This is a genomic window from Devosia aurantiaca (genome assembly GCF_011058215.1).
Lineage (GTDB): Bacteria > Pseudomonadota > Alphaproteobacteria > Rhizobiales > Devosiaceae > Devosia > Devosia aurantiaca.
On record NZ_JAALFG010000001.1, the window covers coordinates 474,296 to 497,574 of the forward strand.

Annotated in this window: 22 protein-coding genes and 5 pseudogenes; 16 read left to right on the plus strand and 11 right to left on the minus strand. The window is 60.8% G+C overall.

The annotated features are described in order from the left end of the window. Position 1 precedes the first annotated feature (1 nt). From G5575_RS02435 to G5575_RS02470, 8 genes and pseudogenes are all read left to right on the plus strand, one after another. Positions 2 to 190, plus strand: a complete 189-nt coding sequence (locus G5575_RS02435) for a hypothetical protein (RefSeq protein ID WP_164532941.1) — start codon at positions 2 to 4, stop codon at positions 188 to 190. Next, a complete protein-coding gene (locus tag G5575_RS02440; protein ID WP_328765899.1) occupies positions 190 to 861 on the plus strand; it encodes a heparinase II/III-family protein in 672 nt (223 codons plus the stop codon). The genes G5575_RS02435 and G5575_RS02440 overlap by 1 nt, the downstream gene beginning before the upstream one ends. Positions 862 to 926: 65 nt before the next feature. Then, positions 927 to 2,509, plus strand: a pseudogene (gene purH / locus G5575_RS02445) (bifunctional phosphoribosylaminoimidazolecarboxamide formyltransferase/IMP cyclohydrolase). A gap of 94 nt (positions 2,510 to 2,603) precedes the next feature. Beyond that, the gene (locus tag G5575_RS02450) at positions 2,604 to 2,741 is read left to right on the plus strand and encodes a hypothetical protein (protein ID WP_164532943.1); all 138 of its coding nucleotides are present in this window, start codon (positions 2,604 to 2,606) and stop codon (positions 2,739 to 2,741) included. Next, positions 2,738 to 3,208, plus strand: a complete 471-nt coding sequence (locus G5575_RS02455; protein WP_164532944.1) for a hypothetical protein — start codon at positions 2,738 to 2,740, stop codon at positions 3,206 to 3,208. The genes G5575_RS02450 and G5575_RS02455 overlap by 4 nt, the downstream gene beginning before the upstream one ends. Then, on the plus strand, positions 3,163 to 3,960 hold the full coding sequence (locus G5575_RS02460) for a lipopolysaccharide biosynthesis protein (RefSeq protein WP_164532945.1): 798 nt from the start codon (positions 3,163 to 3,165) through the stop codon (positions 3,958 to 3,960). Before G5575_RS02455 ends, G5575_RS02460 begins: the two co-directional genes overlap by 46 nt. A 92-nt stretch (positions 3,961 to 4,052) precedes the next feature. Further along, positions 4,053 to 5,459, plus strand: a complete 1,407-nt coding sequence (leuC, locus tag G5575_RS02465) for a 3-isopropylmalate dehydratase large subunit (protein ID WP_164532946.1) — start codon at positions 4,053 to 4,055, stop codon at positions 5,457 to 5,459. A gap of 53 nt (positions 5,460 to 5,512) precedes the next feature. Next, entirely contained in the window at positions 5,513 to 5,887 is a 375-nt protein-coding gene (locus tag G5575_RS02470; RefSeq protein WP_164533717.1) for a metallopeptidase family protein, read from the plus strand. A gap of 21 nt (positions 5,888 to 5,908) precedes the next feature. Here G5575_RS02470 and G5575_RS02475 read toward each other — a convergent pair whose 3' ends face one another. Then, positions 5,909 to 6,289, minus strand: coding sequence for a hypothetical protein (locus G5575_RS02475; protein WP_164532947.1), 381 nt, complete (start codon positions 6,287 to 6,289; stop codon positions 5,909 to 5,911). A gap of 74 nt (positions 6,290 to 6,363) precedes the next feature. Between G5575_RS02475 and G5575_RS22030 the strand changes: the two are divergent. The 6 genes and pseudogenes from G5575_RS22030 to G5575_RS02500 form a co-directional block, all read left to right on the plus strand. Beyond that, positions 6,364 to 6,747, plus strand: a pseudogene (locus tag G5575_RS22030) (DUF4893 domain-containing protein); the annotation flags it as partial. Continuing rightward, positions 6,630 to 6,956, plus strand: a complete 327-nt coding sequence (locus G5575_RS22035; RefSeq protein WP_407924845.1) for a DUF4893 domain-containing protein — start codon at positions 6,630 to 6,632, stop codon at positions 6,954 to 6,956. The pseudogene G5575_RS22030 and the gene G5575_RS22035, both read left to right, overlap by 118 nt. Positions 6,957 to 7,010: 54 nt before the next feature. Then, positions 7,011 to 7,547 carry a ribosome maturation factor RimM gene (rimM, locus tag G5575_RS02485; RefSeq protein WP_164532949.1) on the plus strand — a complete coding sequence of 179 codons (537 nt, stop codon included), beginning with the start codon at positions 7,011 to 7,013 and terminating at the stop codon, positions 7,545 to 7,547. Next, complete coding sequence (gene trmD, locus G5575_RS02490) at positions 7,544 to 8,266, plus strand: tRNA (guanosine(37)-N1)-methyltransferase TrmD (protein ID WP_164532950.1); 723 nt, start codon at positions 7,544 to 7,546, stop codon at positions 8,264 to 8,266. The genes rimM and trmD overlap by 4 nt, the downstream gene beginning before the upstream one ends. Before the next feature lie 232 nt (positions 8,267 to 8,498). Next, positions 8,499 to 9,059, plus strand: a complete 561-nt coding sequence (gene rplS / locus G5575_RS02495; protein WP_164532951.1) for a 50S ribosomal protein L19 — start codon at positions 8,499 to 8,501, stop codon at positions 9,057 to 9,059. A gap of 135 nt (positions 9,060 to 9,194) precedes the next feature. Beyond that, entirely contained in the window at positions 9,195 to 10,007 is an 813-nt protein-coding gene (locus G5575_RS02500; protein ID WP_164532952.1) for an exodeoxyribonuclease III, read from the plus strand. Here the strand turns inward: G5575_RS02500 and G5575_RS02505 are convergent. The 3 genes and pseudogenes from G5575_RS02505 to G5575_RS02515 all read right to left on the minus strand — a co-directional run bounded on the left by G5575_RS02505 (position 10,004) and on the right by G5575_RS02515 (position 12,065). Next, positions 10,004 to 10,462 (minus strand): Crp/Fnr family transcriptional regulator, encoded by a 459-nt coding sequence (locus G5575_RS02505; protein ID WP_164532953.1) that lies wholly within the window; start codon positions 10,460 to 10,462, stop codon positions 10,004 to 10,006. The genes G5575_RS02500 and G5575_RS02505 overlap by 4 nt on opposite strands. A 95-nt stretch (positions 10,463 to 10,557) precedes the next feature. Next, positions 10,558 to 11,241 carry a response regulator transcription factor gene (locus G5575_RS02510; protein WP_164532954.1) on the minus strand — a complete coding sequence of 228 codons (684 nt, stop codon included), beginning with the start codon at positions 11,239 to 11,241 and terminating at the stop codon, positions 10,558 to 10,560. Between the two features lie 136 nt (positions 11,242 to 11,377). After that, positions 11,378 to 12,065, minus strand: a pseudogene (locus G5575_RS02515) (YggS family pyridoxal phosphate-dependent enzyme). Positions 12,066 to 12,193: 128 nt separating this feature from the next. On the opposite strand from G5575_RS02515, the gene leuS reads away from it, so the two are divergent. Next, positions 12,194 to 14,791 carry a leucine--tRNA ligase gene (leuS, locus tag G5575_RS02520; protein ID WP_164532955.1) on the plus strand — a complete coding sequence of 866 codons (2,598 nt, stop codon included), beginning with the start codon at positions 12,194 to 12,196 and terminating at the stop codon, positions 14,789 to 14,791. Beyond that, a complete protein-coding gene (holA, locus tag G5575_RS02525) occupies positions 14,788 to 15,810 on the plus strand; it encodes a DNA polymerase III subunit delta (RefSeq protein ID WP_164532956.1) in 1,023 nt (340 codons plus the stop codon). The genes leuS and holA overlap by 4 nt, the downstream gene beginning before the upstream one ends. Here the strand turns inward: holA and G5575_RS02530 are convergent. From G5575_RS02530 to hemJ, 7 genes and pseudogenes are all read right to left on the minus strand, one after another. After that, positions 15,811 to 16,685: pseudogene (locus G5575_RS02530) on the minus strand (ParB/RepB/Spo0J family partition protein). 9 nt (positions 16,686 to 16,694) lie between these two features. Next, positions 16,695 to 17,494, minus strand: a pseudogene (locus G5575_RS02535) (ParA family protein). Positions 17,495 to 17,513: 19 nt separating this feature from the next. Then, positions 17,514 to 18,155, minus strand: a complete 642-nt coding sequence (gene rsmG / locus G5575_RS02540) for a 16S rRNA (guanine(527)-N(7))-methyltransferase RsmG (RefSeq protein ID WP_164532957.1) — start codon at positions 18,153 to 18,155, stop codon at positions 17,514 to 17,516. Beyond that, the gene (gene mnmG / locus G5575_RS02545) at positions 18,155 to 20,017 is read right to left on the minus strand and encodes a tRNA uridine-5-carboxymethylaminomethyl(34) synthesis enzyme MnmG (protein ID WP_164532958.1); all 1,863 of its coding nucleotides are present in this window, start codon (positions 20,015 to 20,017) and stop codon (positions 18,155 to 18,157) included. Before mnmG ends, rsmG begins: the two co-directional genes overlap by 1 nt. A gap of 80 nt (positions 20,018 to 20,097) precedes the next feature. Next, entirely contained in the window at positions 20,098 to 21,390 is a 1,293-nt protein-coding gene (gene mnmE, locus G5575_RS02550) for a tRNA uridine-5-carboxymethylaminomethyl(34) synthesis GTPase MnmE (protein WP_164532959.1), read from the minus strand. Positions 21,391 to 21,411: 21 nt separating this feature from the next. After that, a complete protein-coding gene (gene rho, locus G5575_RS02555; RefSeq protein WP_164532960.1) occupies positions 21,412 to 22,677 on the minus strand; it encodes a transcription termination factor Rho in 1,266 nt (421 codons plus the stop codon). Between the two features lie 170 nt (positions 22,678 to 22,847). Further along, positions 22,848 to 23,273 carry a protoporphyrinogen oxidase HemJ gene (gene hemJ / locus G5575_RS02560; RefSeq protein ID WP_164532961.1) on the minus strand — a complete coding sequence of 142 codons (426 nt, stop codon included), beginning with the start codon at positions 23,271 to 23,273 and terminating at the stop codon, positions 22,848 to 22,850. Positions 23,274 to 23,279: the final 6 nt, after the last annotated feature.

Here is a 23,279-nt window from a genome sequence, read left to right on the forward strand (position 1 = left end):
CATGGGCCGGCGCGGCAGCCCGGTCATGGCCGAGCTCGGCCATCGTATCGATCGCATGCATGAGGCGCTCGATGCCCTGACGCTTTCGAGCGGCGAACCGGTTTATTTCAACGGCTGCGGGCAGTTGCCGCACGACATCCTGGTCGCCGTGCAGGCCAATGGTCCGGCGGACAAGCGGCGCTCAAGCTGATCGGCGGCTATGGCGTCGTGCGCTTTGGCGACAGCGTCGTCATTGCCGATAGTGGACTCCAGCAGCCGAAGGGGTTCGATGGCGACGCGCATGCCGGGGCGCTGGGTTTCGAGTTCAGCCATGGCTCGGCGCTGATCGTCGGCTCCTGCGGCCCCGCCCCTGCAGACATGCCGGAAAGCAAGCCCTTGTTCCGGCAGGCGCTTGCCCACTCCTCGGCCACCATCGACGCCGAAGACGCGGTGCCTCCCGCGGGGAAATCCGGGGCAATAACGCTCGAAAGCGCCGAGCACACACTGTCCATGGCGACCCTTGGCTATGCGAAACGCTTTGGCGTCGAAATCGAGCGGCGGCTGACGCTTCTGGCGGAAGGCACGACCCTTGTGGGCCAGGACCGGATCGTCGTCACCGGCAAGCCGCAAGGCGTTCTGGCGGTTCGGTTTCACCTGGCGCCGGGGATCAAGGTGCGGCCGACCCTGGGCGAGAATATCGCCCGGCTGGTGCTGCCAAACGGCTCGGTCTGGAGCTTTCTTTGGGAAGGGGCGCGCTTTCACGACGAGGACAGCGTCCGCCAGTCCGCCTATCTCGGCTTTCACCGTACGCGGCAGCTGGTGCTGGAAGCCGACGTCGTCGAAGGTGGGGAAATCGCCTGGATTTTTACCAAGGACCAGTAAGCGATTGGCGTTTGGATGCCCTTGTGTTAGCGGAGCGCTAACACTTCCAAGCGCGAGACGTTGTTATGGGCAAGACGGTTCAGGTCGGGCGGGCACTGCTTTCGGTTTTCGATAAATCCGGCATGGCCGACTTCGCCCGCGGTCTGTCCGAAGCCGGCGTCGAACTCGTGTCCACCGGCGGCACCCACCGACTGATCTCGGAAACCGGGCTCCCGGTTCGTGAAATTTCGGACCTCACCGGCTTCCCCGAAATGATGGATGGCCGCGTCAAGACGCTCCACCCCAAGGTGCATGGCGGCCTCCTTTCGGTGCGCGACAATGCCGAGCATCAGGCGGCCATGGACGCCCATGACATCGGGCCGATCGATCTCGTCGCCGTCAACCTCTACCCCTTCGAAAAGACCGTCGCCTCCGGCGCCTCTTACGACGAGATCATCGAGAACATCGATATCGGCGGTCCTGCCATGGTGCGCTCGGCGGCCAAGAACCACGCCTATGTGACGGTGGTCGTCGATCCGGGTGACTACCCGGCAATCCTCGACGCCATTCGCAATGGCGGCATTCCCTTTGAACTGCGGCAGCGGCTGGCGGCCAAGGCCTATGCCCGCACCGCCGCCTATGACAGCGCCATCTCGGCCTGGTTTGCACGCGAGATCGACTTCCAGGACGTGACCTATCGCAGCTTTGCCGGCACCTTGAGCGAAGTCATGCGCTACGGTGAAAACCCGCATCAACGGGCCGCCTTCTACAAGACCGGCGAGAACCGCCCAGGTGTCGCCACCGCGACCCAGGTGCAGGGCAAGACGCTGAGCTACAACAACATCAACGATACTGATGCCGCCTTCGAACTGGTGAGCGAGTTCGATCCGGCCGAAACGCAGCCGTCGCCATCATCAAGCATGCCAATCCCTGCGGCGTCGCCGTCGCTGCCGATCTAAAGACCGCTTACCTTAATGCCCTGCGCACAGATCCGGTCTCCGCCTTCGGCGGCATCGTCGCCACCAATCGAGAGATCGATGCGGAGACGGCAACCGAGATCGTCAAGGTGTTCACCGAAGTGATCGTCGCGCCATCGGCGACGCAGGAGGCCCAGGACATCATCGCGGCCAAGAAGAACCTGCGCCTGTTGCTGACCGGCGGCGTCGCCGACGCCAAGGCCGAGGGGCTGGTGGTCAAATCCGTTGCCGGCGGTCTTTTGGTCCAGGGTCGCGACAACCGCAATGTCGACGATTGCGACCTCAAGGTTGTGACCAAGCGCGAGCCGACGGATCAGGAACTGATCGACCTCAAGCTCGCGGCCAAGGTGGCCAAGCATGTCAAATCCAACGCCATCATCTATGTGAAGGATGGCGCCACCGCGGGCATCGGCGCCGGGCAGATGTCGCGCGTCGATTCCGCCCGCGTCGCCCATCGCAAGTCCATCGATGCAGCGCAGGCTGCCGGTCTCGAGGGTGCGCTGACGCAAGGGTCGGTTGTCGCTTCCGACGCCTTCTTCCCCTTTGCCGATGGTCTCGAGGCGCTGGTTGCCGCGGGCGCAACGGCCGTGATCCAGCCGGGCGGCTCGATGCGGGATGACGAAGTCATTGCTGCGGCCGATGCGGCCGGCATTGCCATGGTGATGACGGGAATGCGTCACTTCCGGCACTGAAACACGTAGGAAGCCGGAGGCCGAGGTAAGACCTTTTTGACGCGCACCTGCGATGGTGGGGCGCCAGAACTGCTGACTGGCGCCTGGAGCCTTTATGCGTCTTGCCGTTCCGTCCGATCTGAGCGCCCTGCTCTCCACCGGCTTTTTGCGCTCGGTGGGGTCGCTCGGCATCAAGGTCGCCACTGCAGGCCTGACCTATCTCACCTATGTGGTGCTGTCTGTCGCACCATGACCGAAAGCGAATATGGCCATTTTGCCTTTGGCCTGTCGCTGGCGACGGTTTTGGCCATTCTTGCCGGCGTCGGGCAGTCCACCGCGGTGCTGCGGCTCTGGCCGCAACTGCGCACTGGCGGAGACGAAGACAGTGCCGGTGCGGTCGTCGCGGCTGGCTCTGCCATCACCATCGGCGCGAGCCTCGTCCTTGCGGCACTGCTGAGCCTGTTTGCCGTCATCTACATGCCGTTTTTGGCCGAAGGCGATACGGCCAACCATTTCTTCGGCGCCGCCTTCCTGATCATGCCGCTGGCTTTGGCAGAGTATAATTCCTCGGTGCTTCGGGCACAGAATTCCCTCTGGACCGCGCTGTTGCCGCGCGACATCGGCTGGCGCCTGGCGCTGCCCGCCTCGGTGATCGGGCTTTTTCGCTTGGCATCGTGCTCAGCGGCCCAGACGCACTCACGCTGTCGGCCGCGCTGTTGATGGGAACGCTGGCCCTGCAAATGTACGTGGCGCAGCGCCGCCGCTACGCCATCATGCCGCGCCGCCGGCCGGTGCCTGCGCATTGGCGGAAATGGGGCTCGCTCAGCACCTGGCTCCTGCTGGGCGCGCTGATCGAAACCTTCACGCTCAACGCGGACGTGATCCTCGTCGGCCTGATGCTCGATCTGGAATCCTCCGGCCTCTACTTCAACGCCTTCCGCACCGCCGGGCTGATGACGCTTTTCACCTTCGCCATCGAGCTGGTCATCGCCCCCATGGTCGCCGAACATTTCCACGCCGGCGACATGCGCAAGGCGCAGGCGATCACCGCGCTTTGCGCCTGGGCCGGGTTCCTGTTTTCGCTGGTGATCTTTTCGCTGTTCCTGGTCTCCGGCGATTTCATCCTATCGCTGTTCGGACCCTCCTATTCGCAAGGCGTCCTGGTCCTGCTGCTCCTGGCCTTCGGGCTGCTCTTCGATGCCATCACCGGCCCGTCCAAGATCGTGATGATGATGACTGGGCATGAACGCGCCTATGTCGCCCTCTTTGGCGGCATCATGGGCGTCGGCTTCCTGGTTCAGATCATCGTGATCCCGATCTGGGGCGTCGTCGGCGCGGCTGCGGTCAACATGGGCTCGCGCATTCTCGCGCAGATGGCCATCGCCCTTTATTGCCGCCTGCGCATCGGTTTGGACACGAGCCTTCTTGGCGTCTTCGCCATCCAAAGCGCCAAGGATGCCCCGGCAACCTGAGCCGTACCCATGAGTACGGTTCTGCTTGACCTCCAGCCTTGGCTGAGATTAGAACCAGACCAAACTCCATTCCTGCCCCGGAACACGCGACAATGACCAAGGCCCGCACGCTCTACGACAAGATCTGGGACGATCATCTGGTCCAGAACAATCCGGACGGCACGAGCCTTCTCTATATCGACCGGCACCTGGTGCACGAAGTGACGAGCCCGCAGGCTTTCGAAGGCCTGCGCATGAACGGCCGCAAGGTGCGTCATCCCGAGCGCACGCTGGCCGTGGTCGATCACAACGTGCCCACGACCGACCGCTCGCTGCCCAATCCGGATCCGGAAAGCGCGACGCAGATCGCGGCCCTGGCCGAAAACACGGCCGAATTCGGCATCGAATATTATGATGCCTTCGACCGCCGCCAGGGCATCGTGCACATTGTCGGCCCGGAACAGGGGTTCACCCTTCCCGGCATGACCATCGTTTGCGGTGACAGCCATACGTCCACCCACGGCGCTTTCGGCGCTTTGGCCCACGGCATCGGCACCTCGGAAGTCGAGCATGTGCTGGCGACGCAGACGCTGATCCAGCAGAAGGCCAAGAACATGCTGGTGCGTGTCGATGGCCAGCTGCCGCCCGGCGTCACCGCCAAGGACATCATCCTCGCGATCATCGGCGAGATCGGCACGGCAGGCGGCAATGGCCACGTCATCGAATTTGCCGGCGAAGCCATCCGGTCGCTGTCGATGGAAGGCCGCATGACGGTCTGCAACATGACCATCGAAGGCGGTGCCCGCGCCGGCCTCATCGCGCCCGACGAAACGACCTTCGCCTATGTCAAGGATCGCCCCCGCGCCCCGACCGGCCAGGCTTGGGACATGGCGCTCGACTATTGGAAGACGCTCTATACCGACGAGGGCGCGCATTACGACAAGGTCGTGATCCTCGACGCCGCCAAGCTGCCGCCGATCGTTTCCTGGGGTTCGTCGCCAGAGGACGTCATCTCGATCACCGGCGCTGTGCCCAACCCGGACGATATCGCCGACGAAACCAAGCGGGCCTCTAAGTGGCGCGCGCTCGACTATATGGGCCTTAAGCCCGGCACGCCGATCACCGACATCAAGCTCGACCGCGTCTTTGTCGGCTCCTGCACCAATGGCCGCATCGAAGACCTGCGCGCCGCCGCCGCCGTGATCGGTGGCCGCAAGGTGGCGCCACACGTGTCCGCCATGGTGGTGCCCGGGTCGGGTCTGGTCAAGGAGCAGGCGGAAGCCGAAGGGCTGGACGTGTTGTTCAAGGAAGCCGGTTTCGAGTGGCGCGAACCGGGCTGTTCCATGTGCCTTGCCATGAACCCGGACAAGCTCAAGCCCGAAGAGCGTTGCGCATCGACCTCCAACCGCAATTTCGAAGGCCGCCAGGGGTTCAAGGGCCGCACCCATCTCGTGTCGCCCGCCATGGCGACAGCTGCCGCCATCGCCGGCCACTTCGTCGATATCCGCGAGTGGCACTGAGCGGAACGGACTGGTCGGGGCTTTTTGCGCCGACCATCGATGACTTCGAGGCCATGGCCAGCAAGGCCCTGGCCGAATTGCCAGAGCCGTTCAAGTCACTGGCGGCGGATGTCACCTGCTCGGTCGCCGACTATGCCGAAGACGATGTGCTCGAAGGCTTTGGCATGGAGAGCCCCTTCGAGCTGATGGGCCTTTTTGTCGGCATTGGCCTCACCGAAGACGGTGCAGTGCCGCAGACCGGGCAATTGCCGAACACGGTATTTCTTTACCGCCGCGCCATACTCGATTACTGGGCCGAAAACGAAGACAATACGCTGGGTGAAGTCATCAGCCATGTGCTGATCCACGAACTCGGCCACCATTTCGGCTTTTCCGACGACGACATGGAAGCCATCGAGGCGGCAGCCGATGCGGAAGGGCGGGATTAGTTCACCCGCTCCGCAACAAGCTTAGAAACCGCGATTGGAGGGGTCCGGACCTTCGGTCACGATAGAGGCCGGTTTCTTGGCGGCATCGGTGATTTCGCCTTCCTCGCTACGCGACACGAACTGAAATTCCGCTTCATTGCCGCCGGCCGGATCGTCCGACACCTGGACCGCGAGATCGGCCTCTTCCAGCGCCGCGAACCAGTCGTCCCAGCTGGCAAGCTCCCAGCCAGTCAAACGATCCGGGCCTTCGTCGCCCGTGCCGTTGAGCGCATGCTGGCCGAAGCTGAGCTGCAGGAGAGTGCGCGTGCCCGTGCCATCTGGCGTGTCCATCAGGAGCGGGTGGCCACCGCGCGCCTCGGTCCACTGGCGGATCTCGGCATGGTCAGTCAAAATCTTGGACATGAAAACACTCCTTGGCTTTGCTTGGAAAAGCCTTGTTGCGGTGCAAGGTTCCGCTTCGATCCAAGGAGAAGCTCATGCCCCTATATGCCTCTCGCCTCCCAACGCTGGCTGCTGCAGCCTTCCTATCCCTGCCGGTTCTTGCGCCAACCGCCTGCACCGTGCCGGACGGCGTCGATCTCAGCACCGTCGATGCCGAGCGGATGGAAAACTATGAAACGTCACGGGTGCGCGGCCTGGCCGAAGCCATGCTCGGCACGTTCGAAAAAGAGCGCGCTGCGGTTGCTGCCGTGTTCAGCCCCGACACGGAAGAGTTCGGCGCCATTCCGGACGGCACTTACCAATGCCGGACACTCAAGCTCGGCGGGCTGTTGCCGCTGACGGTCTATGGCTATTTCGACTGCGACGTTTCCGGGGACGGCAGCCGTATCGAAAAAGTCTCCGGCTCGCAGCGCTTTACCGGCACGCTGACCCCGGGGATGGCGGTCTCTTCTACCAGGGCGCCATCCACTACAACAACGATCCGGCGCGCTCTTATGGCGATGATCCCGAATTCGACCAGGTCGGTTGTCTGGTCAAACTGGCTGGTCAAGAGGTCTACCGGCTCGAACTGCCCTACCCGATCCACGAATCCACTTTCGACGTCATCGAACTGCGCCGCTCTCGCTAGGCGACTGCCCAAGGCCCTGCTAAGGGACGCGGGAGATTTTTTCGAGATGGCACGATGGCTGATACTTCCAGTCTGATCCTGTTGGGCACGATCGGCGCTGCGCATGGCATCAAGGGCGAGGTGCGCATCACCTCGCACACCCAGGATCCGGAGGCGATCGCATCCTATGGGCCGCTCTCGACCGACCGCCCCGGCCTTGCCATCACCATCGAAGTGGCCCGCCTGCAAAAAAACGTCCTCATCGCCCGGCTGGCGGGGATCAGGGATCGCGATGCCGCGGAAAAGCTTAATGGTGTGTCCCTTTTTGTGGAGCGCGCCAAATTGCCCGAGCATGACGACGAAGACGATTTCTACCACGCCGACCTGATCGGCCTTGATGCGCGGCTCGACACCGGCGTCAGTATTGGCCGCGTCATTGCGCTCCACAATCACGGCGCCGGCGACCTCATCGAGATCCAGGACGAGCTAAAGGGCGACACCTTCCTCTTTCCCTTCACCAAAGCCGTGGTGCCGACGATCCGCATCGCCGAAGGCTTTTTGGTGATCTCCCCGCCGCTCGATGCGGACCCGGGCGAGGAAGAGCCGGATTGAGCTTTTCGGCCGATATCATCACGCTCTTCCCCGAGCTTTTCCCGGGGCCCCTGGGCGCTTCAGTGCTCGGCCGCGGCATGGGCGAGGGATTGTGGAGCCTCAGGGCCACGCAGCTGCGCGACTTTGCCACCGACCGGCATCGCACCGTGGACGACACGCCCTCTGGTGGCGGTGCCGGCATGGTGCTGAAACCCGACATTCTCGCCCGCGCCATCGACACGGTGGCGCCGCAGCACGATCCCCGCCCCCGCATCCTGATGTCGCCCCGCGGGGTGCCGCTGACCCAGGCACGGGCGCATGAACTGGCTGTGGGCCCGGGCGCCGTTATCGTCTGCGGGCGCTTCGAGGGCGTGGACCAGCGGGTCATCGACGCCCGCGGGCTCGAGGAAATCTCGATCGGCGACTATGTGCTTGCAGGCGGGGAAGTAGCCGCCATGGTGCTCTTGGAGGCCGTCGTGCGCCTTATTCCGGGCGTACTCGGCGCGCTAGACAGCCGCGATGAGGAAAGCTTCGAGAACGGTCTCCTCGAATATCCGCACTACACGCGACCGCAAGTGTTCGAGGGGCACGATATTCCAGCGGTGCTGACTTCGGGCGATCACAAAAAGATCGCCAAATGGCGGCACGAGCAGGCACTGGAGCTGACGCAACAGAGGCGGCCGGATTTGCTTGCCAGACCTCATGGTGAGCCTGTCGAGCCACGAGGTCGTGCGCGCTGAAACCTCCACTCTCGCTACCTCTTCCTTCGACAGGCTCAGGATGAGGTCTTTGGGCAGAGCGCACTAGACTCCGCGGTCAAAATCCCCTATGAGCCGCCCATTCGCGTGCCTGGGGTTTCGGACCGGCCGTGACAAAAACCAAGAACACTACCCTCCGTTACCAACCAAGACCGGGCGACAGGCTCTTTGGGGCCCAAAAAGTCGCTCCTATGAAAAGATCGAACGGATCATCATGTCGAGCATCATCGAACAGCTCAATGCCGAGCAGGTTGCTACGCTTTCCGCAAAGCGTGAACTCCCCGATTTCACCCATGGCGATACCGTCAAGGTGTGGGTCAAGATCCGCGAAGGCGAAAAAGAACGCCTCCAGGCCTATGAAGGCGTCGTGATCGCCCTCAACGGCGGCGGCATCACCGCCAGCTTTACCGTGCGCAAGATTTCCTACGGCGAAGGCGTGGAACGCGTATTCCCGCTGCACTCTCCCAACATTTCGTCGGTGGAAGTGATCAAGCGCGGTAAGGTCCGTCGCGCCAAGCTCTACTACCTGCGCGATCGTCGCGGTAAGTCGGCACGTATTTTCGAATCGACTAATTCGCGCACCAAGAAGATCGAAGCCGGCGAGCGCACTGCCGCCCAGGCTGCCAAGGAAGCCCGCGAAGCTGAAAAGATCGCAGCTGCCGAGGCCTTTGCCGCCGAACAGGCTGCCAAGGATGCAGAAGCTGCAGCCGCAGCCAAGGCCGCCGAAGACGCCGCTGCTGCAAACGCTGCCGAAACGGAAGCCAAGAGCGAATAATTTTAGCGATCATACTTTTGAAAAGCCCGGCCATCGTGCCGGGCTTTTTGTTGGCTGGATTCACGTGGAACATTTCGGCTTTACCCTGCCGCCCGGCTTGGCGATAAGGGCGCACTCCCAATTCGCAGGACCGCCATGACCCTTTCCGTCGTCACCTGGAACATCAATTCGGTCCGCCTGCGCCTGCCCATGGTGCTCGATTTCATCGGCAAGTATCAGCCCGACGTGCTGATGCTGCAGGAGATCAAGTGCACCAACGACCAGTTTCCGCGCAACGCCTTCACCGAAGCCGGCTATCTGCACCAGGCGGTGCATGGACAGAAAGGCTACCATGGCGTTGCCATCGTCTCGAAATATCCGCTGACTGATATCTCCAGCCGCGTCTTCTTCGACATTTCGGAATCCCGCCACGTCTCGGCGCTGGTCGACCTGGGGCATGGGCCTTTTACGCTGCACAATTTTTACATTCCCGCAGGCGGCGACGAGCCGGACCCGGAGATCAATCCCAAGTTCAAGCACAAGCTGGGCTTTCTCGATGAACTCAAGACCTGGTTTGGCGAACCCCTGTTCCAGCGCGGTCATCTGATCGCCGGCGATTTCAACATCGCGCCGCACGAAAATGACGTCTGGAGCCACAAGCAACTGCTCAAGATCGTCAGCCATACGCCGGCTGAGACCGAACGGCTCGACGCATTGCTGACCGGCGGGCATGGCTGGGTCGATCTCGTGCGCAAGCACGTGCCCTATGACGAAAAGCTCTATTCCTGGTGGAGCTATCGCAGCGCTGACTGGAAAAACGCTAACAAGGGCCGCCGGCTCGACCACATCTGGTCTACTGCAGACGTGGCGGAAAAATCGATCGGCGCCGAGATCATCAAGGATTATCGGGGCTATAGTCCCCAGCCGAGCGACCATGTACCGGTGATCGCGCGCTTCGCGCTTCCTTAGCCGCCCTTCATGCGCTGCCGCAGTGGCTCGAGCGCATGCATATAGCGGCCCAGATCTTGCTGAATGCGATCGGCGGCGCGTTGCGCCAGGTCAGGATCCTGACGCGCCAATTTCAGAAAGGCCGAGCGCGGCACGAACAGCAGTTCGCAATCGGTCAGCGCCGAAAAGGTCACCGGCCTCGGTTTGCTGATGATCATGGCCGTGGGCGAAATGACGCTGCCCGGTTCGCTCAGCCTATAGGGTGCACTTGCTTCGTCGCCCTCATGACGCGCTTCGACAGTGCCGTAAACAATCACATAGGCGCCCATCGGCGTGTCGCCGGCCTTGTAGATCATTTCTCCGGCAGCAAAGCGCTGGCGATCTCCGGCAAAGCCCAGCATGCGCCGTTCTTCGTCATCGCAGATATCGAAGAAGTCGGCCCGGGCCAGCACCCCGGCCGCATCGTCCATTCTCATGTCGCAAGACCCATGCGGCTAGGCCGCCTGCAGGGCAAGCGGCCTTTCGCAAAAGCTATAAGTCAGTTCGGAGCGGGAATGAACCCTTTTGTCCGTTATGGCACCAGGCGATAGCCGCCGTCTTCGGTCACCAGCAACCGGGCATTGGAGGGATCGCGCTCGATCTTCTGCCGCAACCGGTAGATGTGGGTCTCAAGCGTATGGGTCGTCACCCGATTGTTGTAGCCCCAAACTTCCTTGAGCAGCACATCGCGTGTGATGGTCTTGGGACCCTGGCGATAAAGATATTTGAGGATCGAGGTTTCCTTGTCGGTCAAACGAACCTTGATGCCATCATTTGTCTCGAGCACCTTGGCGGCCGGCTGGAAGTTGTACTGGCCGATGGTGAAGACTGCGTCCTCGCTCTGGTCGCGCTGACGCAGCGCCGAGTTAATGCGGGCCAGCAGCACCGGATAGCGGAACGGCTTGGTCAGATAATCATTGGCACCCGACTCCAAACCCTTGATTTGGTCGTCGTCGCTATCATGGCCGGTTAGCATCAGCACTGGACTCATATAGCCTTCCTGCCGCATCAGCTTGACGGCGTCGCGGCCATCCATGTCCGGCAGGCCGACATCGAGAATGGTCAGCTCGATATTGTTTTCGCGCACGGCCTTGAGCGCGTCATTGGCATTGTCTGCCTGAAGGATATCGAATTCAGGTTCGCCTTCGAGCTGCTCGACCAGCGTTTGGCGCAACTCTGCGTCGTCGTCCACGACTAGAATGCGTCGCTTGTTCATTGTTTTCTCCGGTCTTTTGCCATTTGGCAGACCAAGGGCCACACGGTGGGCCGCGCTATTCTGGCCAGCCTGTCACGTCGAACTCATTCAGTTGCAAGCAACGTAACGCGGAGAAGAAAAGTTGCAGGAGAGGCCCTCAAGCCGCGGTCTGACGCCGACCGAAAAGTGCTGATCCTACGCGTACATGCGTGGCGCCCATGGCAATCGCCGTCTCGAAATCGCCGCTCATTCCCATCGAAAGATTCGGAACGCCCGCTTCTTTTGCGAGCGTGCTGAGAAGCGCGAAAAAAAGGGCCCGCCGGTTGGCCATCCGGCGGGATGCACATGAGGCCCACGATGTTGAGACCATGCACGTCGCGGCAGCGCTGCGTGAACGCGACGGCATCTTCCACGGCAATCCCCGCCTTTTGCGGCTCGGCACCAATATTGACCTGCACATAGCATTGAAGCTGCCTACCGGCGCGGGCCATCTCCTGCGCCAGGGTGCCCGCCAGCTTCTCGCGATCAACGGTCTGGATGACGTCGAACAGGGCCACCGCCTCGCGCGCCTTGTTGGTCTGCAGCGGCCCGATCAGATGAAGGCTCGTGTCCGGAAAGCGCTCGCGCAAGCCCGGCCACTTCTCTTTGGCTTCCTGCACACGGTTTTCACCGAAGACGCGCTGACCGGCTTCAAGGAACGGGGTGATCTCGTCGGCGGAAAAGGTCTTGGACACGGCGACCAGTTCAACCGTTTCGGGCGGCGGACCAAACCGGCGCTGCGCCGCAGCAATGCGCTGCCGGATCTCGGCAAGTCTCGACGCGGCATCGGTGGCGGTAGCCGACATGGAAAGCCCCGTTGCTGTTGACCTAAGGGAGGATTTCTGGTGATGGTCCGGTAAACAAATACACCCCTAACGCAAGCTGCGCCGCCTTTTGCCGTGCGCGCTTGCCACGAATTCCAAGGACATGTGCAGTGAGCGGCGAACGCTACAATCCGCGCGAAAGCGAACCGAAATGGCAGAAGATCTGGGATGAACGCCAGAGCTTCGTCACCGCCAACGACGATCCGCGCGAGCCCTATTACGTCCTTGAGATGTTCCCCTACCCGTCCGGCCGCATCCATATGGGCCATGTGCGCAACTATGCCATGGGCGACGTCGTCGCGCGCTACCATCGTGCTAAGGGCAAGAACGTGCTCCACCCCATGGGCTGGGACGCCTTCGGCTTGCCGGCCGAGAATGCCGCCATCGAGCGCAAGACCCATCCGGGCACCTGGACCTATTCCAACATCGAGGCGATGAAAAAGCAGCTCAAGTCGATGGGTCTTTCCATCGACTGGACGCGCGAAATTGCCACCTGCTCGCCGGACTATTACCGGCACCAGCAGGCCATGTTCATCGACATGCTGGAAGCCGGTCTCGTTACCCGCAAGTCGTCCAAGGTCAATTGGGACCCGGTCGACATGACCGTGCTCGCCAATGAGCAGGTCATCGACGGCAAGGGCTGGCGCTCCGGCGCCCCGGTCGAGCAGCGCGAGCTGACGCAGTGGTTCTTCAAGATTTCGGATTTTGCCGAGGACTTGCTGGAAGCACTCGACGGCTTGACCGAATGGCCGGAGAAGGTGCGCACCATGCAGCGCAACTGGATCGGCCGGTCCGAGGGCCTGCGCCTGCTGTTCGAAATGGTGCCGAGCGACAAGACCGATACTGCCAGCATCGAGGTTTTTACCACCCGCCCGGATACCATTTTCGGTGCCAGCTTCGTCGGTCTCTCCCCCGACCACCGTTTGACCACCGAACTGGCGGAAGCCAATCCGGCTCTGGCGGCATTTGTCGCCGAGTGCCACAGCCATGGCACGGCAACGGAAACGCTGGAAAAGGCTGAGAAGCAGGGCTTTGACACGGGTCTGCGCGTCAAGCATCCGGTTATCGAAGGTGAAACGCTGCCGGTCTATGTCGCCAACTTCATCCTCATGGATTATGGCACCGGCGCGATCTTCGGTTGCCCAGCGCATGACCAGCGCGACCTCGACCTTGCCCGCAAATATGGTCTCTTGGTAAAGCCGGTTGTGCTGCCCCAAGGCGAGGATCCGGCGAGCTTTGCCGTCGGAACCGAGGCCTATACGGACGCCGGCACGATCTTCAATTCAGGTTTCCTGGACGGGCTCAGCATCGACGAGGCCAAGCGTCAGATCGCCGATTATTTCGCGGCCCGCGCGGTCGATAACCGGCCGCAGGGCAAGGTTGAGGTCAACTATCGCCTGCGCGACTGGGGCATTTCCCGCCAGCGCTATTGGGGCTGCCCCATCCCCGTGATCCATTGCGAGGTCTGCGGCACCATACCCGTGCCCAAGAAAGACCTACCGGTCGTGCTGCCCGAGGATGTGAGCTTCGACAAGCCCGGCAATGCGCTTGACCATCACCCGACCTGGAAGCATGTCGCCTGTCCACAATGCGGCGCGCCCGCGCGGCGCGAAACCGACACCATGGACACCTTTGTCGATAGTTCCTGGTATTTCGCCCGCTTCACCGCGCCGCAGGCGGAAACGCCGACCATTCCCGGTGTCGCCAATCGCTGGCTGCCGGTCGATCAATATATTGGCGGCGTCGAGCACGCGATCCTCCACCTGCTCTATTCGCGCTTCTTCACCCGCGCCATGAAGGCCACCGGTCACGTCGGCATGGACGAGCCCTTCAAGGGCCTTTTTACGCAAGGCATGGTGACGCACGAAACCTATAAGGGCGAAGACGGTGCCTGGGTACCGCCCACCGACGTCGTGCTGGAAGCAACCGGCGACGCACGCACAGCCCGTCATATCTCGACCGGTGCACCGATCCAGATCGGCTCGGTCGAAAAAATGAGCAAGTCCAAGAAGAACGTCGTCGATCCCGATGAGATCGTCGGCAGCTACGGCGCCGATACTGCGCGCTGGTTCATGCTCTCGGACTCGCCGCCGGAGCGCGACGTGCAATGGACCGAGGCCGGCGTCGAAGGCGCCAGCCGCTTCCAGCAGCGCGTCTGGCGTCTGGTGCATGATGTAGTGGCCCAGGGCGACAATGAAGGCGTCAGCACTTCTGCCGAGGCCTTGGCGGTGCGCCGGGCGACGCATCGCGCTGCCGACGGCGTCGCGCGCGACATCGAAGGCCTGCGCTTCAATCGTGCCGTGGCGCAGATCTACGAACTCACAAACGCCTTGGCCAAGGCTCGTGACGCCGGCGCAGCCGACATCGTCAGCGCCATGCGCGAAGGTGTCCGCACGCTGATCCAGCTCATCAGTCCGATGATGCCGCATCTGGCCGAAACCTGTTGGCAGGTGCTGGGTGAAAGCGGTCTGGTCGCAGACGCGCCATGGCCCGAGGTCGACCCTGCGCTTTTGGTCGACGATGAGGTCACCATGCCCATCCAGATCAACGGCAAGCGCCGCGCCGAAATCGCCGTGGCCAAGGGCATGGCCCCGGCTGAGGTCGAAGGTCGCGTCTTGGGCCTCGAACCCGTGCAAAAGGCCCTGGAAGGCCGAACGCCCAAGAAGATCGTGGTCGTACCCGACCGGATCGTCAACATCGTCGTATGACGGCGCTGAAGGCCCATGAAGTGGCGCGCTACCTGGCGCGCCCCGATCTGAGCGAGGGCATTTTCCTCGCCTATGGGCCTGACGGAGGGCTGGTGCGCGAAACGGCGCAACGGCTGATCCGGCATTTGAGCGGTGATGATCCCGCTTCCGCCAATGTCACGATCTTTGACGGGCCGGAACTGACCGCCGATCCGTCGCAACTGGTGCTTGAAGCGCGATCCGTATCGCTCTTTGGCGGCAAGCGCATCATCCGCGTGCGCAACGCCACCAAGGCGCTGGTCATGCCGCTGACCGAGTTGCGCGACGATCCGGGCGGCACGGCGATCGTGCTCGAGGCCGACAACTTGCCGCCGCGCGCGACGCTGCGCGCGCTGGTGGAGGCGGCCAAGCTCGGCCGCGCCCTGCCCTGCTATCCGGACACCGACGAAACGCTGATGGCGCTGATGCGCGAGACCTTCAATCATGCCGGTATTCGCACCGACCAGGATGTCGTGCCGACCTTGCGCGAGATTTTAGGCAACGATCGCGAGGTGACCAGGCGCGAGCTGGAAAAGCTGACGCTCTATGCTGCGGCGACCAAGAGCCTGACGCGCGAGGACGTGCTGCTCCTCTGCGCTGACAACGGGGCGTTGGCCATCGACGCCATTTTGGATGCGACGGGCGGCGGGCATACCGAAAAGCTCGAACTGGCGCTGAACCGGGCGCTGGCTGCCAATGTCAATCCGCAGCAGCTCTTATCCATGCTCACGACACACTTTGCCAACCTGCGTCGTTGGCGCACGGAGGTGGATGGCGGCAAGACACCGCGCTCGGTGCTCGACGCGGTAAAGCCTAAGCCACACTTTTCGCGGATCGGGGGAATGGAACAACAGTTGCGGCTTTGGAACGAGACGGCACTCGGAACAGCATCCGAGCGGCTGTTGCAGGCTGTGTCCGACACGCGGCGCCGGCCGGCTCTGGCCGACGCTATTCTGCGCAGAACGACCCTGTCGCTCTGCATGATGGCCGCAACTTTCTAGTTAGTTTGGCCGCCCCGTGAGACGCTCGCAGATCGTGTCCAACTGCTCGAGCGTCTTGTAGCGAATCTCGACCCGCCCGCCCCGTTCAGAATGATTGAGGGCAACGGTGAGGCCAAGCGCATCGGCGAGCTTGCGCTCGAGGGCCAGCGTATCCGCGTTTCGCGGCGCGCTTTCAGGCTCAGATTTGCGCTTAGGAGCAACCTCACGCTGCTGGCTCAAGGCCTCGGCTTCACGGACAGAAAGACCACGATCAACGATCTGGCGGGCGAGCGCTGCAGGATCATCTGCGGTGATAAGGGTGCGCGCGTGACCGGCTGTGAGCGTACCGCCAGCGACCATTCCGCGAACGTCTTCGGGCAGTTTTAGAAGCCGCAACGTATTTGCGACATGTGAGCGGCTTTTGCCGATCACCTGTGCCAGATCCTGCTGCGTATACTGAATTGCTCCATCAGCTGGCCATAGCCCATGGCTTCTTCGAGCGGGTTGAGGTCGGCGCGCTGTACGTTTTCAATGATAGCGAGCTCAAGGGCTTCCTTGTCGTCGACCTCACGGATAATCACCGGAACATCATGGAGGCCAGCCTTCTGCGCCGCACGCCAGCGACGTTCGCCCGCGATCAGCTCGAACACATGCGGATCGTCAGTCGGACGCACGAGAAGCGGCGACATTACACCCTTTTCGCGGATCGAATTGGTCAGTTCTTCAAGCTGATCGGGATCGAAGGTGCGCCGTGGGTTAGCCCGGTTGGCGATGATGAAGTCGACCGGCAGCCGCTTCCCACTAGAGGACTCGGTGACACGCGCGCCCTCCATGGCCGCCATGTCGCCAATCAACGCGGCAAGGCCACGGCCAAGACGGGTAGGTTTTTCGTTCATCGCCCGCTCCTAGGCTGCATTGAGCCGCCGTTCGCGGCGGATAACTTCGGTTGCCAATCGCAAGTAGGCCTGGCTGCCGGCACATTTGAGATCATAGAGAAGCGCGGGCTTGCCGTAGGACGGCGCCTCGCTCAAGCGGACATTGCGAGGGATAACCGTGTCATAGACCAGGTCACCCATTTCGCTGCGTACGTCCGCCAGAACTTGCTCAGAAAGGTTGTTTCGCTTGTCGAACATGGTCATCACCACGCCCTGTATGGAAAGGCGTGGGTTGAGCGTCGAGCGGATCTGTTCGATCGTTTGCAGCAGCTGGCTGAGACCTTCGAGCGCAAAGAATTCGCATTGTAGCGGCACAAGGACGGCATCGGCTGCCACAAGCGAGTTGATCGTGAGAAGGTTCAAGGACGGCGGGCAATCGATCAGGATGTAGCTGATCGGCCGTTCATTGATCAGCAGTTCATTGATCTGCTTAAAGGCGTTGCGCAATTTAAATGCACGGTCGGCTTGCCCGGCAATGGTCAGCTCGACGCCCAAAGGTCCATGGTCGAAGGGACGATCGCCACGTTTGGCACGCTAGTCATGATCGCTGCTTCGACGACAGTCGCTTCACCCACGAGAACGTCGTAGGCGGAAACATCACGGTCAGTGCGTGAAATCCCTAGACCGGTGGAGGCATTGCCCTGCGGGTCGAGGTCAACGATGAGTACGCGTTCGCCAATCGCAGCCAAGGCGGTTGCCAGATTGATGGCGGTGGTCGTTTTGCCGACACCGCCCTTTTGATTGGCCAGAGTAAGGATTCGGGGTGCCAAAAAAGCCTCCGCGTTGCCGCTAACGCGCTGACTTCGAACGAAGATTCGAAATCTCGAGAATGACACCACTCGGATCGGTGTCGCTACGATGTATTAACACATCGAAATCCCAACACGCACGCGTTTCCTCGATCTCTTCAACATGTTCACGCCCTTTATGAAGGAGCGCTCGTGTTTCAGGGCCGAAGAACCGTGCTATCCACGCCGTAAGCTGCGGCAGAGCAGCCAGCGCACGGGACGTAATCATGTCTGGCTTTTGTGTTTCACGTGAATCAACCTCATCGCTCCTGGAACCAATAACGGTGGTAGCGAGGTGAAGGTCACGGGAAACGGTCCGGAGAAAGCTGACCTTTCGAGCGGTGGGTTCGACCAGAACAAACTGTCGATTAGACCCCTTGTTCGCTATAGCGAGCGGCAAAGCTGGAAGGCCACCGCCGCTGCCGATGTCGAGGAAGTTGTGGTCGGTCGATCGCAGAAACTTCTGTACCTGAAGACTGTCTGCGAAATGACGCGTCCAAACTTCATCCAATGTTTCACGTGAAACAAGATTCTGTACCTGCTGCCATTTACGCAACAGCTGAGCATAGGATTCCAGATCCCGTTCAACATCCTGAATAGGCCTGTTGATGAAGTCGGCATATCGCCCGATGGCGGAAATCATCAACTCGCCTTGCTGATCTCGCCACGACGGATAACCGCTAAAAGGAGCGTAATCGCAGCCGGCGTCATACTGTCTATGGCCTGAGCTTGAGCAATGGTTTGCGGCCTGTGCTGACCGAGCTTCTGGCGCAGTTCCATCGAGAGACCAGGTATGGAAGCGTAGTCGATGGCATCTGGTATAACGCGTTGTTCGTCTCGACGAACGCTCTCGATATCGGCGCGTTGTCGATCCAAGTAGACGGCGTACTGAGCATCGACACTAATCTGCTCTAACGCAGACGGACTGATGTCACTAATCTGAGGCCATCGGCGCGCAAGATCATCGATGGTCATTTCCGGGTAAGACAGTAACTCAAACGCCGACCTTCGCTTGCCGTCTTCGTTCACGGCAAGCCTGGCCTTCCTGGCTTCGCTTGGGGTCGTTGTGAGGGATTGTAAGAGCTTCCGTCCCTCAACGATCGCCTTTGTCTTTAACCGATAGACTTCACGCCGTTGTTCGCCAGCGAGCCCCCGATCAATTGCCATGGGCGTAAGGCGCTGATCGGCATTGTCGGCGCGAAGATGAAGGCGGAACTCCGCGCGTGAAGTGAACATGCGATAAGGTTCACTGACGCCGCGTGTAATCAGGTCGTCGACCATGACGCCCAGATAGCTTTCCGTTCGCGACAGGATCATCGGATCGGCGCCTATAACGCTTAGCGCAGCATTGGCACCAGCCAGCAGTCCTTGGGCTCCCGCCTCTTCGTACCCCGTCGTGCCGTTGATCTGACCTGCCAGGTAGAGGCCGGGTTGGCGTTTCACCTCCAAGGTGGCGCGAAGCTCACGGGGATCAACATAGTCATACTCTATTGCATAGCCCGGCCGAACAACCGTAGCGTTCTCCAAGCCTGGCATGGACCTCAGGAAGGCTTCCTGGACATCCGCGGGCAGTGAGGTCGACAAGCCATTGGGGTACACCGTGGTGTCGTCGAGGCCTTCAGGTTCAAGGAAGATCTGGTGACTTTCCCGATCGGCGAAGCGCACGATCTTGTCTTCAATGGACGGGCAATAGCGCGGGCCGCGAGATTGAATGCGTCCGGAATACATCGCTGAGCGATGAAGGTTATCAGCGATGATACGGTGCGTTTCAGCGGTCGTCCGCGTGATGTGACACGGCACCTGCGGATTGGTGATGTTTTGCGTCAGGGCCGAAAAGGCTTCAGGCGGTTCGTCGCCCGGCTGCTCTTCGAGCACACTATAATCAATCGTCGATCCGTCCAGCCGCGCCGGCGTCCCCGTCTTCAAACGCCCAAGCTGCAGACCAAGGTGCTCAAGCCTGGTGGACAAGCCGAGAACCGGCTTTTCCCCTAGGCGGCCAGCGGGCGTAGTCTCTTCACCACGATGGATGAGGCCCCTAAGGAAGGTACCGGTAGTCAGAACAACTGCTTTTGCGGAGATGCGGCGACCGTCCAGAAGAACAATGCCGCTGACCACGCCTTCGCTAACGGTTAGGTCGTCAACCTCACCCTCAATGACGTCAAGGTTCGGTTGCGCCAAAATCGCTGCCTGCATGGCTTCTCGGTATAGCTTCCGATCCGCTTGCGCGCGCGGTCCGCGAACGGCAGGACCTTTGCGACGGTTCAGAACCCGGAACTGAATGCCAGCCGCATCGGCAACCCGGCCCATCAGTCCGTCCATGGCGTCGATCTCTCGGACAAGGTGACCTTTGCCCAAGCCTCCAATAGCCGGATTGCAGCTCATCTCACCAATTGTCGCAAAACGATGTGTGATGAGGGCGGTCGGCACGCCGAGACGCGCTGACGCCGCCGCCGCTTCCGTGCCTGCATGGCCTCCACCAACAACAATGACTGCATAATCCGACATGGCAATCTCCTATGCTGAGGCCATAGGCCATTGTTTCACGTGAATCAATTCAAGCTGCGGTCAGCTTTGTTTCACGTGAATCATTTGCCGATGCAAAAACTGGAAAAGAGGCGATCAAGCACTTTTTCGGCATCCATACGGCCGATTAGCCTTTCCAGGGCGGCTGATGCGCCGCGGAGGCTTTCAGCGGCGAGTTCCCAATCTTGAAGTGAGCGCTGGACCTCAGACAATCGGTTGATCGCATCCGACAAAGCAAGTCGATCGCGTTCATGGCTGATCAGTGATGGTTCACTGCCGACCATGTGCTGACCAAGATCGCGAAGTCGTTTCAGCAAAGCGTCGAGCCCTTGGCCGGATTGTACGGATATTGCGAGGTCTTCAGTTGAAGCCGTTTGAAGATCGGCCTTGGTGGATGCAACCAGCAAATGCCCATTGATCGTCGGTCGCGGCACATCTTCTACATCCGGCGCGACAAGCCAAAGCACAATGTCGGCCGACGCGATGGACGCCTCGGCGCGCCTAACCCCCTCGGCTTCCGCGCGGCTGTCGGTATCCCTAAGGCCTGCCAGATCAAGAATGATGAAAAGCTGCCCGCCGATATCAAGCGGAACTTCGCGGACATCTCGGGTTGTTCCGGCCTCGTCGGAAACGATCGCGATGTCCGACTTTGCCAAGGCGTTCAGCAAACTGGACTTGCCGGCATTGGGTGCGCCGGCCAAGGCAACGCGTATCCCTTCACGCACGATGCGACCGCTGTTGACCGAGGCAAGCGCGCTTCCAAGCTCATTTTCTAGCTGGGTTAGCTGAGCGTGCCAGCTTGGTGGCAGATCATCGCCGACATCGCCTTCATCGGAGAAGTCGAGCCTTGCTTCGATTTCTGCGCGGAGATCAAGCAGCAGATCGTGCCACTGCTCAACCTTTCGGGTCAGTTGCCCATCGTAGCGCGCAAGGGCCTGGGCCCTCTGGCCTTCGGTATCAGCATTTATGAGATCGCCGAGACCTTCGACTTCCAGAAGATCGAGCTTGCCGTTTTCGAAAGCGCGGCGCGTAAATTCACCTGCTTCGGCGAGTCGGAGACCGTGCTCGTGCAGCTCAGCCAGGACTGCTTTTACAGTGGCAGCGGATCCATGAACGTGAAGCTCAGCGCAGTCTTCGCCGGTAAAGCTGTGCGGCGCTGGGAAGAAGACGACCAAGCCATGATCGAGCCGCTGGGCTGATCCAATGTGGCGCAGTGCCATGGTCCGTGGCGAAGGCAGCTTGCCGGAGATGAACTCAACCGCGGCCCGAACCTTCGGCCCTGACAAACGGATCACCGCAACTCCGGCCGGCAGCGCTCCGGAGGAGAGCGCCATGATTGTGTCGCTCGCCTGCATTGGTGGGTTCGAGCCTGGCTGTTAGGTGTTCATCGAGTCGAAGAAGTCCGAATTGGTCTTGGTCTGGCGGACCTTGTCCATCAGGAAGTCCATCGCGTCGATCGTCCCCATCGGGTTGAGGATACGGCGGAGGACATACATCTTCTTGAGCGTGTCGTTTTCGACGAGCAGTTCTTCCTTGCGGGTACCGGACTTGGTGATGTCTAGCGCCGGGAAAATGCGCTTGTCGGCAACCTTACGGTCGAGGATGATTTCGGAGTTACCCGTGCCCTTGAATTCTTCGAAGATCACTTCGTCCATGCGCGAGCCGGTGTCGATCAGCGCCGTGGAAATGATCGTTAGCGAACCGCCATCTTCGATATTGCGGGCAGCACCAAAAAAGCGCTTGGGGCGCTGCAGCGCATTGGCATCGACACCGCCGGTAAGAACCTTGCCGGAGCTTGGGACAACGGTGTTGTAGGCTCGGCCGAGACGGGTGATGGAGTCAAGAAGGATGACGACGTCACGCTTGTGCTCGACGAGGCGCTTGGCCTTTTCGATGACCATTTCGGCAACCTGGACGTGGCGCGAAGCGGGTTCGTCAAAGGTCGAGGAGATGACTTCGCCGCGCACGGAGCGCTGCATGTCCGTAACTTCTTCTGGGCGCTCATCGATCAGAAGGACGATGAGATAGCATTCCGGATGATTGGTCGCAATCGACTGTGCAATATTTTGCAACAATACGGTCTTACCGGTACGAGGCGGCGCAACGATCAACGCGCGCTGGCCCTTGCCGAGCGGTGCTACAAGATCGAGCAGTCGGGCCGAACGGTCCTTTAAGGTTGGATCCGGCAGCTCCATGCGCAGCCGCTCTTCAGGATAAAGCGGCGTCAGGTTGTCGAAGTTGACCTTGTGGCGAACTGCCTCGGGATCTTCGAAGTTAATGGTGCTTACTTTGAGAAGAGCAAAATATCGCTCGCCTTCCTTGGGAGAGCGGATTTCGCCCTCGACCGTATCGCCGGTCCGCAAGCCAAAGCGGCGGATCTGGCTCGGGCTGACGTAGATGTCGTCAGGGCCCGGCAGGTAGTTCGCATCGGGCGAGCGCAAAAAGCCAAAGCCATCCGGCAGAACCTCGACCACGCCTTCGCCGACGATATTGATGTCTTGCGCAGCGAGCTCTTTGAGGATCGCGAACATCAACTCCTGCTTGCGCATGGTCGATGCGTTTTCGACCTCGAGTTCCTCGGCAAAGGCCAGAAGTTCGCCAGGAGACTTGGCCTTGAGCTCGCTGAGCTTGATATTCTGCATGGAAGCGACGGACCCTTGAGGGAGATCGTAGAGATTTATGAAGTGGGGGAGTTCGAGGCACCGCAGCTGCAATCGGGCGATCGCGCGTTTTTGGTGGGTGCCTGACGCTCATGTAGCCTGATCCGGGCCAATATTCAAGATGGCACCCGATCCACGTGGAACATCGGGGACTAGAACGGCTTCACCACGACCAGAATGACGATCAGGATCATCAACACCGTCGGGACTTCGTTGATGATGCGGAAGAATTTCTGCGGCTTGGTGTTTTTGTCCTGGGCGAAAAGGCGCGTGTATTTGGCCAGGATGCCGTGGCAGGCGGTGAGCAGCAGCACGAAAAAGAGCTTGGCGTGAAGCCAATAGGCGGTGGCGAAGTCCACCCAGCCGCCAAAGATCATCCAGAGCCCGAAGACATAGGTGGCGATCATCGCCGGGGTCATGATCCCGCGCAAAAGGCGCCGCTCCATGATCTTGAAGGTTTCGGACTTGTCCGAACCGATCTCGGCGACCGAGTGATAAACGAACAGGCGCGGCAGATAGAGCATGCCCGCCATCCAGGCGATCACCGCGATCACATGGCCTGCCTTGACCCATTCCATCCCGTA

What these genes read in the sequence shown, in the direction of transcription:
- G5575_RS02435 (WP_164532941.1), top strand. Translation starts at nt 2, where the DNA reads ATGGGCCGGCGCGGCAGCCCGGTCATGGCCGAGCTCGGCCATCGTATC.
- G5575_RS02450 (WP_164532943.1), top strand. Translation starts at nt 2,604, where the DNA reads ATGCGTCTTGCCGTTCCGTCCGATCTGAGCGCCCTGCTCTCCACCGGC.
- G5575_RS02455 (WP_164532944.1), top strand. Translation starts at nt 2,738, where the DNA reads ATGACCGAAAGCGAATATGGCCATTTTGCCTTTGGCCTGTCGCTGGCG.
- leuC (WP_164532946.1), top strand. Translation starts at nt 4,053, where the DNA reads ATGACCAAGGCCCGCACGCTCTACGACAAGATCTGGGACGATCATCTG.
- G5575_RS02470 (WP_164533717.1), top strand. Translation starts at nt 5,513, where the DNA reads ATGGCCAGCAAGGCCCTGGCCGAATTGCCAGAGCCGTTCAAGTCACTG.
- G5575_RS02475 (WP_164532947.1), bottom strand. Translation starts at nt 6,289, where the DNA reads ATGTCCAAGATTTTGACTGACCATGCCGAGATCCGCCAGTGGACCGAG.
- G5575_RS22035 (WP_407924845.1), top strand. Translation starts at nt 6,630, where the DNA reads ATGCCGGACACTCAAGCTCGGCGGGCTGTTGCCGCTGACGGTCTATGG.
- rimM (WP_164532949.1), top strand. Translation starts at nt 7,011, where the DNA reads ATGGCTGATACTTCCAGTCTGATCCTGTTGGGCACGATCGGCGCTGCG.
- rplS (WP_164532951.1), top strand. Translation starts at nt 8,499, where the DNA reads ATGTCGAGCATCATCGAACAGCTCAATGCCGAGCAGGTTGCTACGCTT.
- G5575_RS02500 (WP_164532952.1), top strand. Translation starts at nt 9,195, where the DNA reads ATGACCCTTTCCGTCGTCACCTGGAACATCAATTCGGTCCGCCTGCGC.
- G5575_RS02505 (WP_164532953.1), bottom strand. Translation starts at nt 10,462, where the DNA reads ATGAGAATGGACGATGCGGCCGGGGTGCTGGCCCGGGCCGACTTCTTC.
- G5575_RS02510 (WP_164532954.1), bottom strand. Translation starts at nt 11,241, where the DNA reads ATGAACAAGCGACGCATTCTAGTCGTGGACGACGACGCAGAGTTGCGC.
- holA (WP_164532956.1), top strand. Translation starts at nt 14,788, where the DNA reads ATGACGGCGCTGAAGGCCCATGAAGTGGCGCGCTACCTGGCGCGCCCC.
- rsmG (WP_164532957.1), bottom strand. Translation starts at nt 18,155, where the DNA reads ATGATTTCCGCCATCGGGCGATATGCCGACTTCATCAACAGGCCTATT.
- mnmG (WP_164532958.1), bottom strand. Translation starts at nt 20,017, where the DNA reads ATGTCGGATTATGCAGTCATTGTTGTTGGTGGAGGCCATGCAGGCACG.
- mnmE (WP_164532959.1), bottom strand. Translation starts at nt 21,390, where the DNA reads ATGCAGGCGAGCGACACAATCATGGCGCTCTCCTCCGGAGCGCTGCCG.
- rho (WP_164532960.1), bottom strand. Translation starts at nt 22,677, where the DNA reads ATGCAGAATATCAAGCTCAGCGAGCTCAAGGCCAAGTCTCCTGGCGAA.
- hemJ (WP_164532961.1), bottom strand. Translation starts at nt 23,273, where the DNA reads ATGGAATGGGTCAAGGCAGGCCATGTGATCGCGGTGATCGCCTGGATG.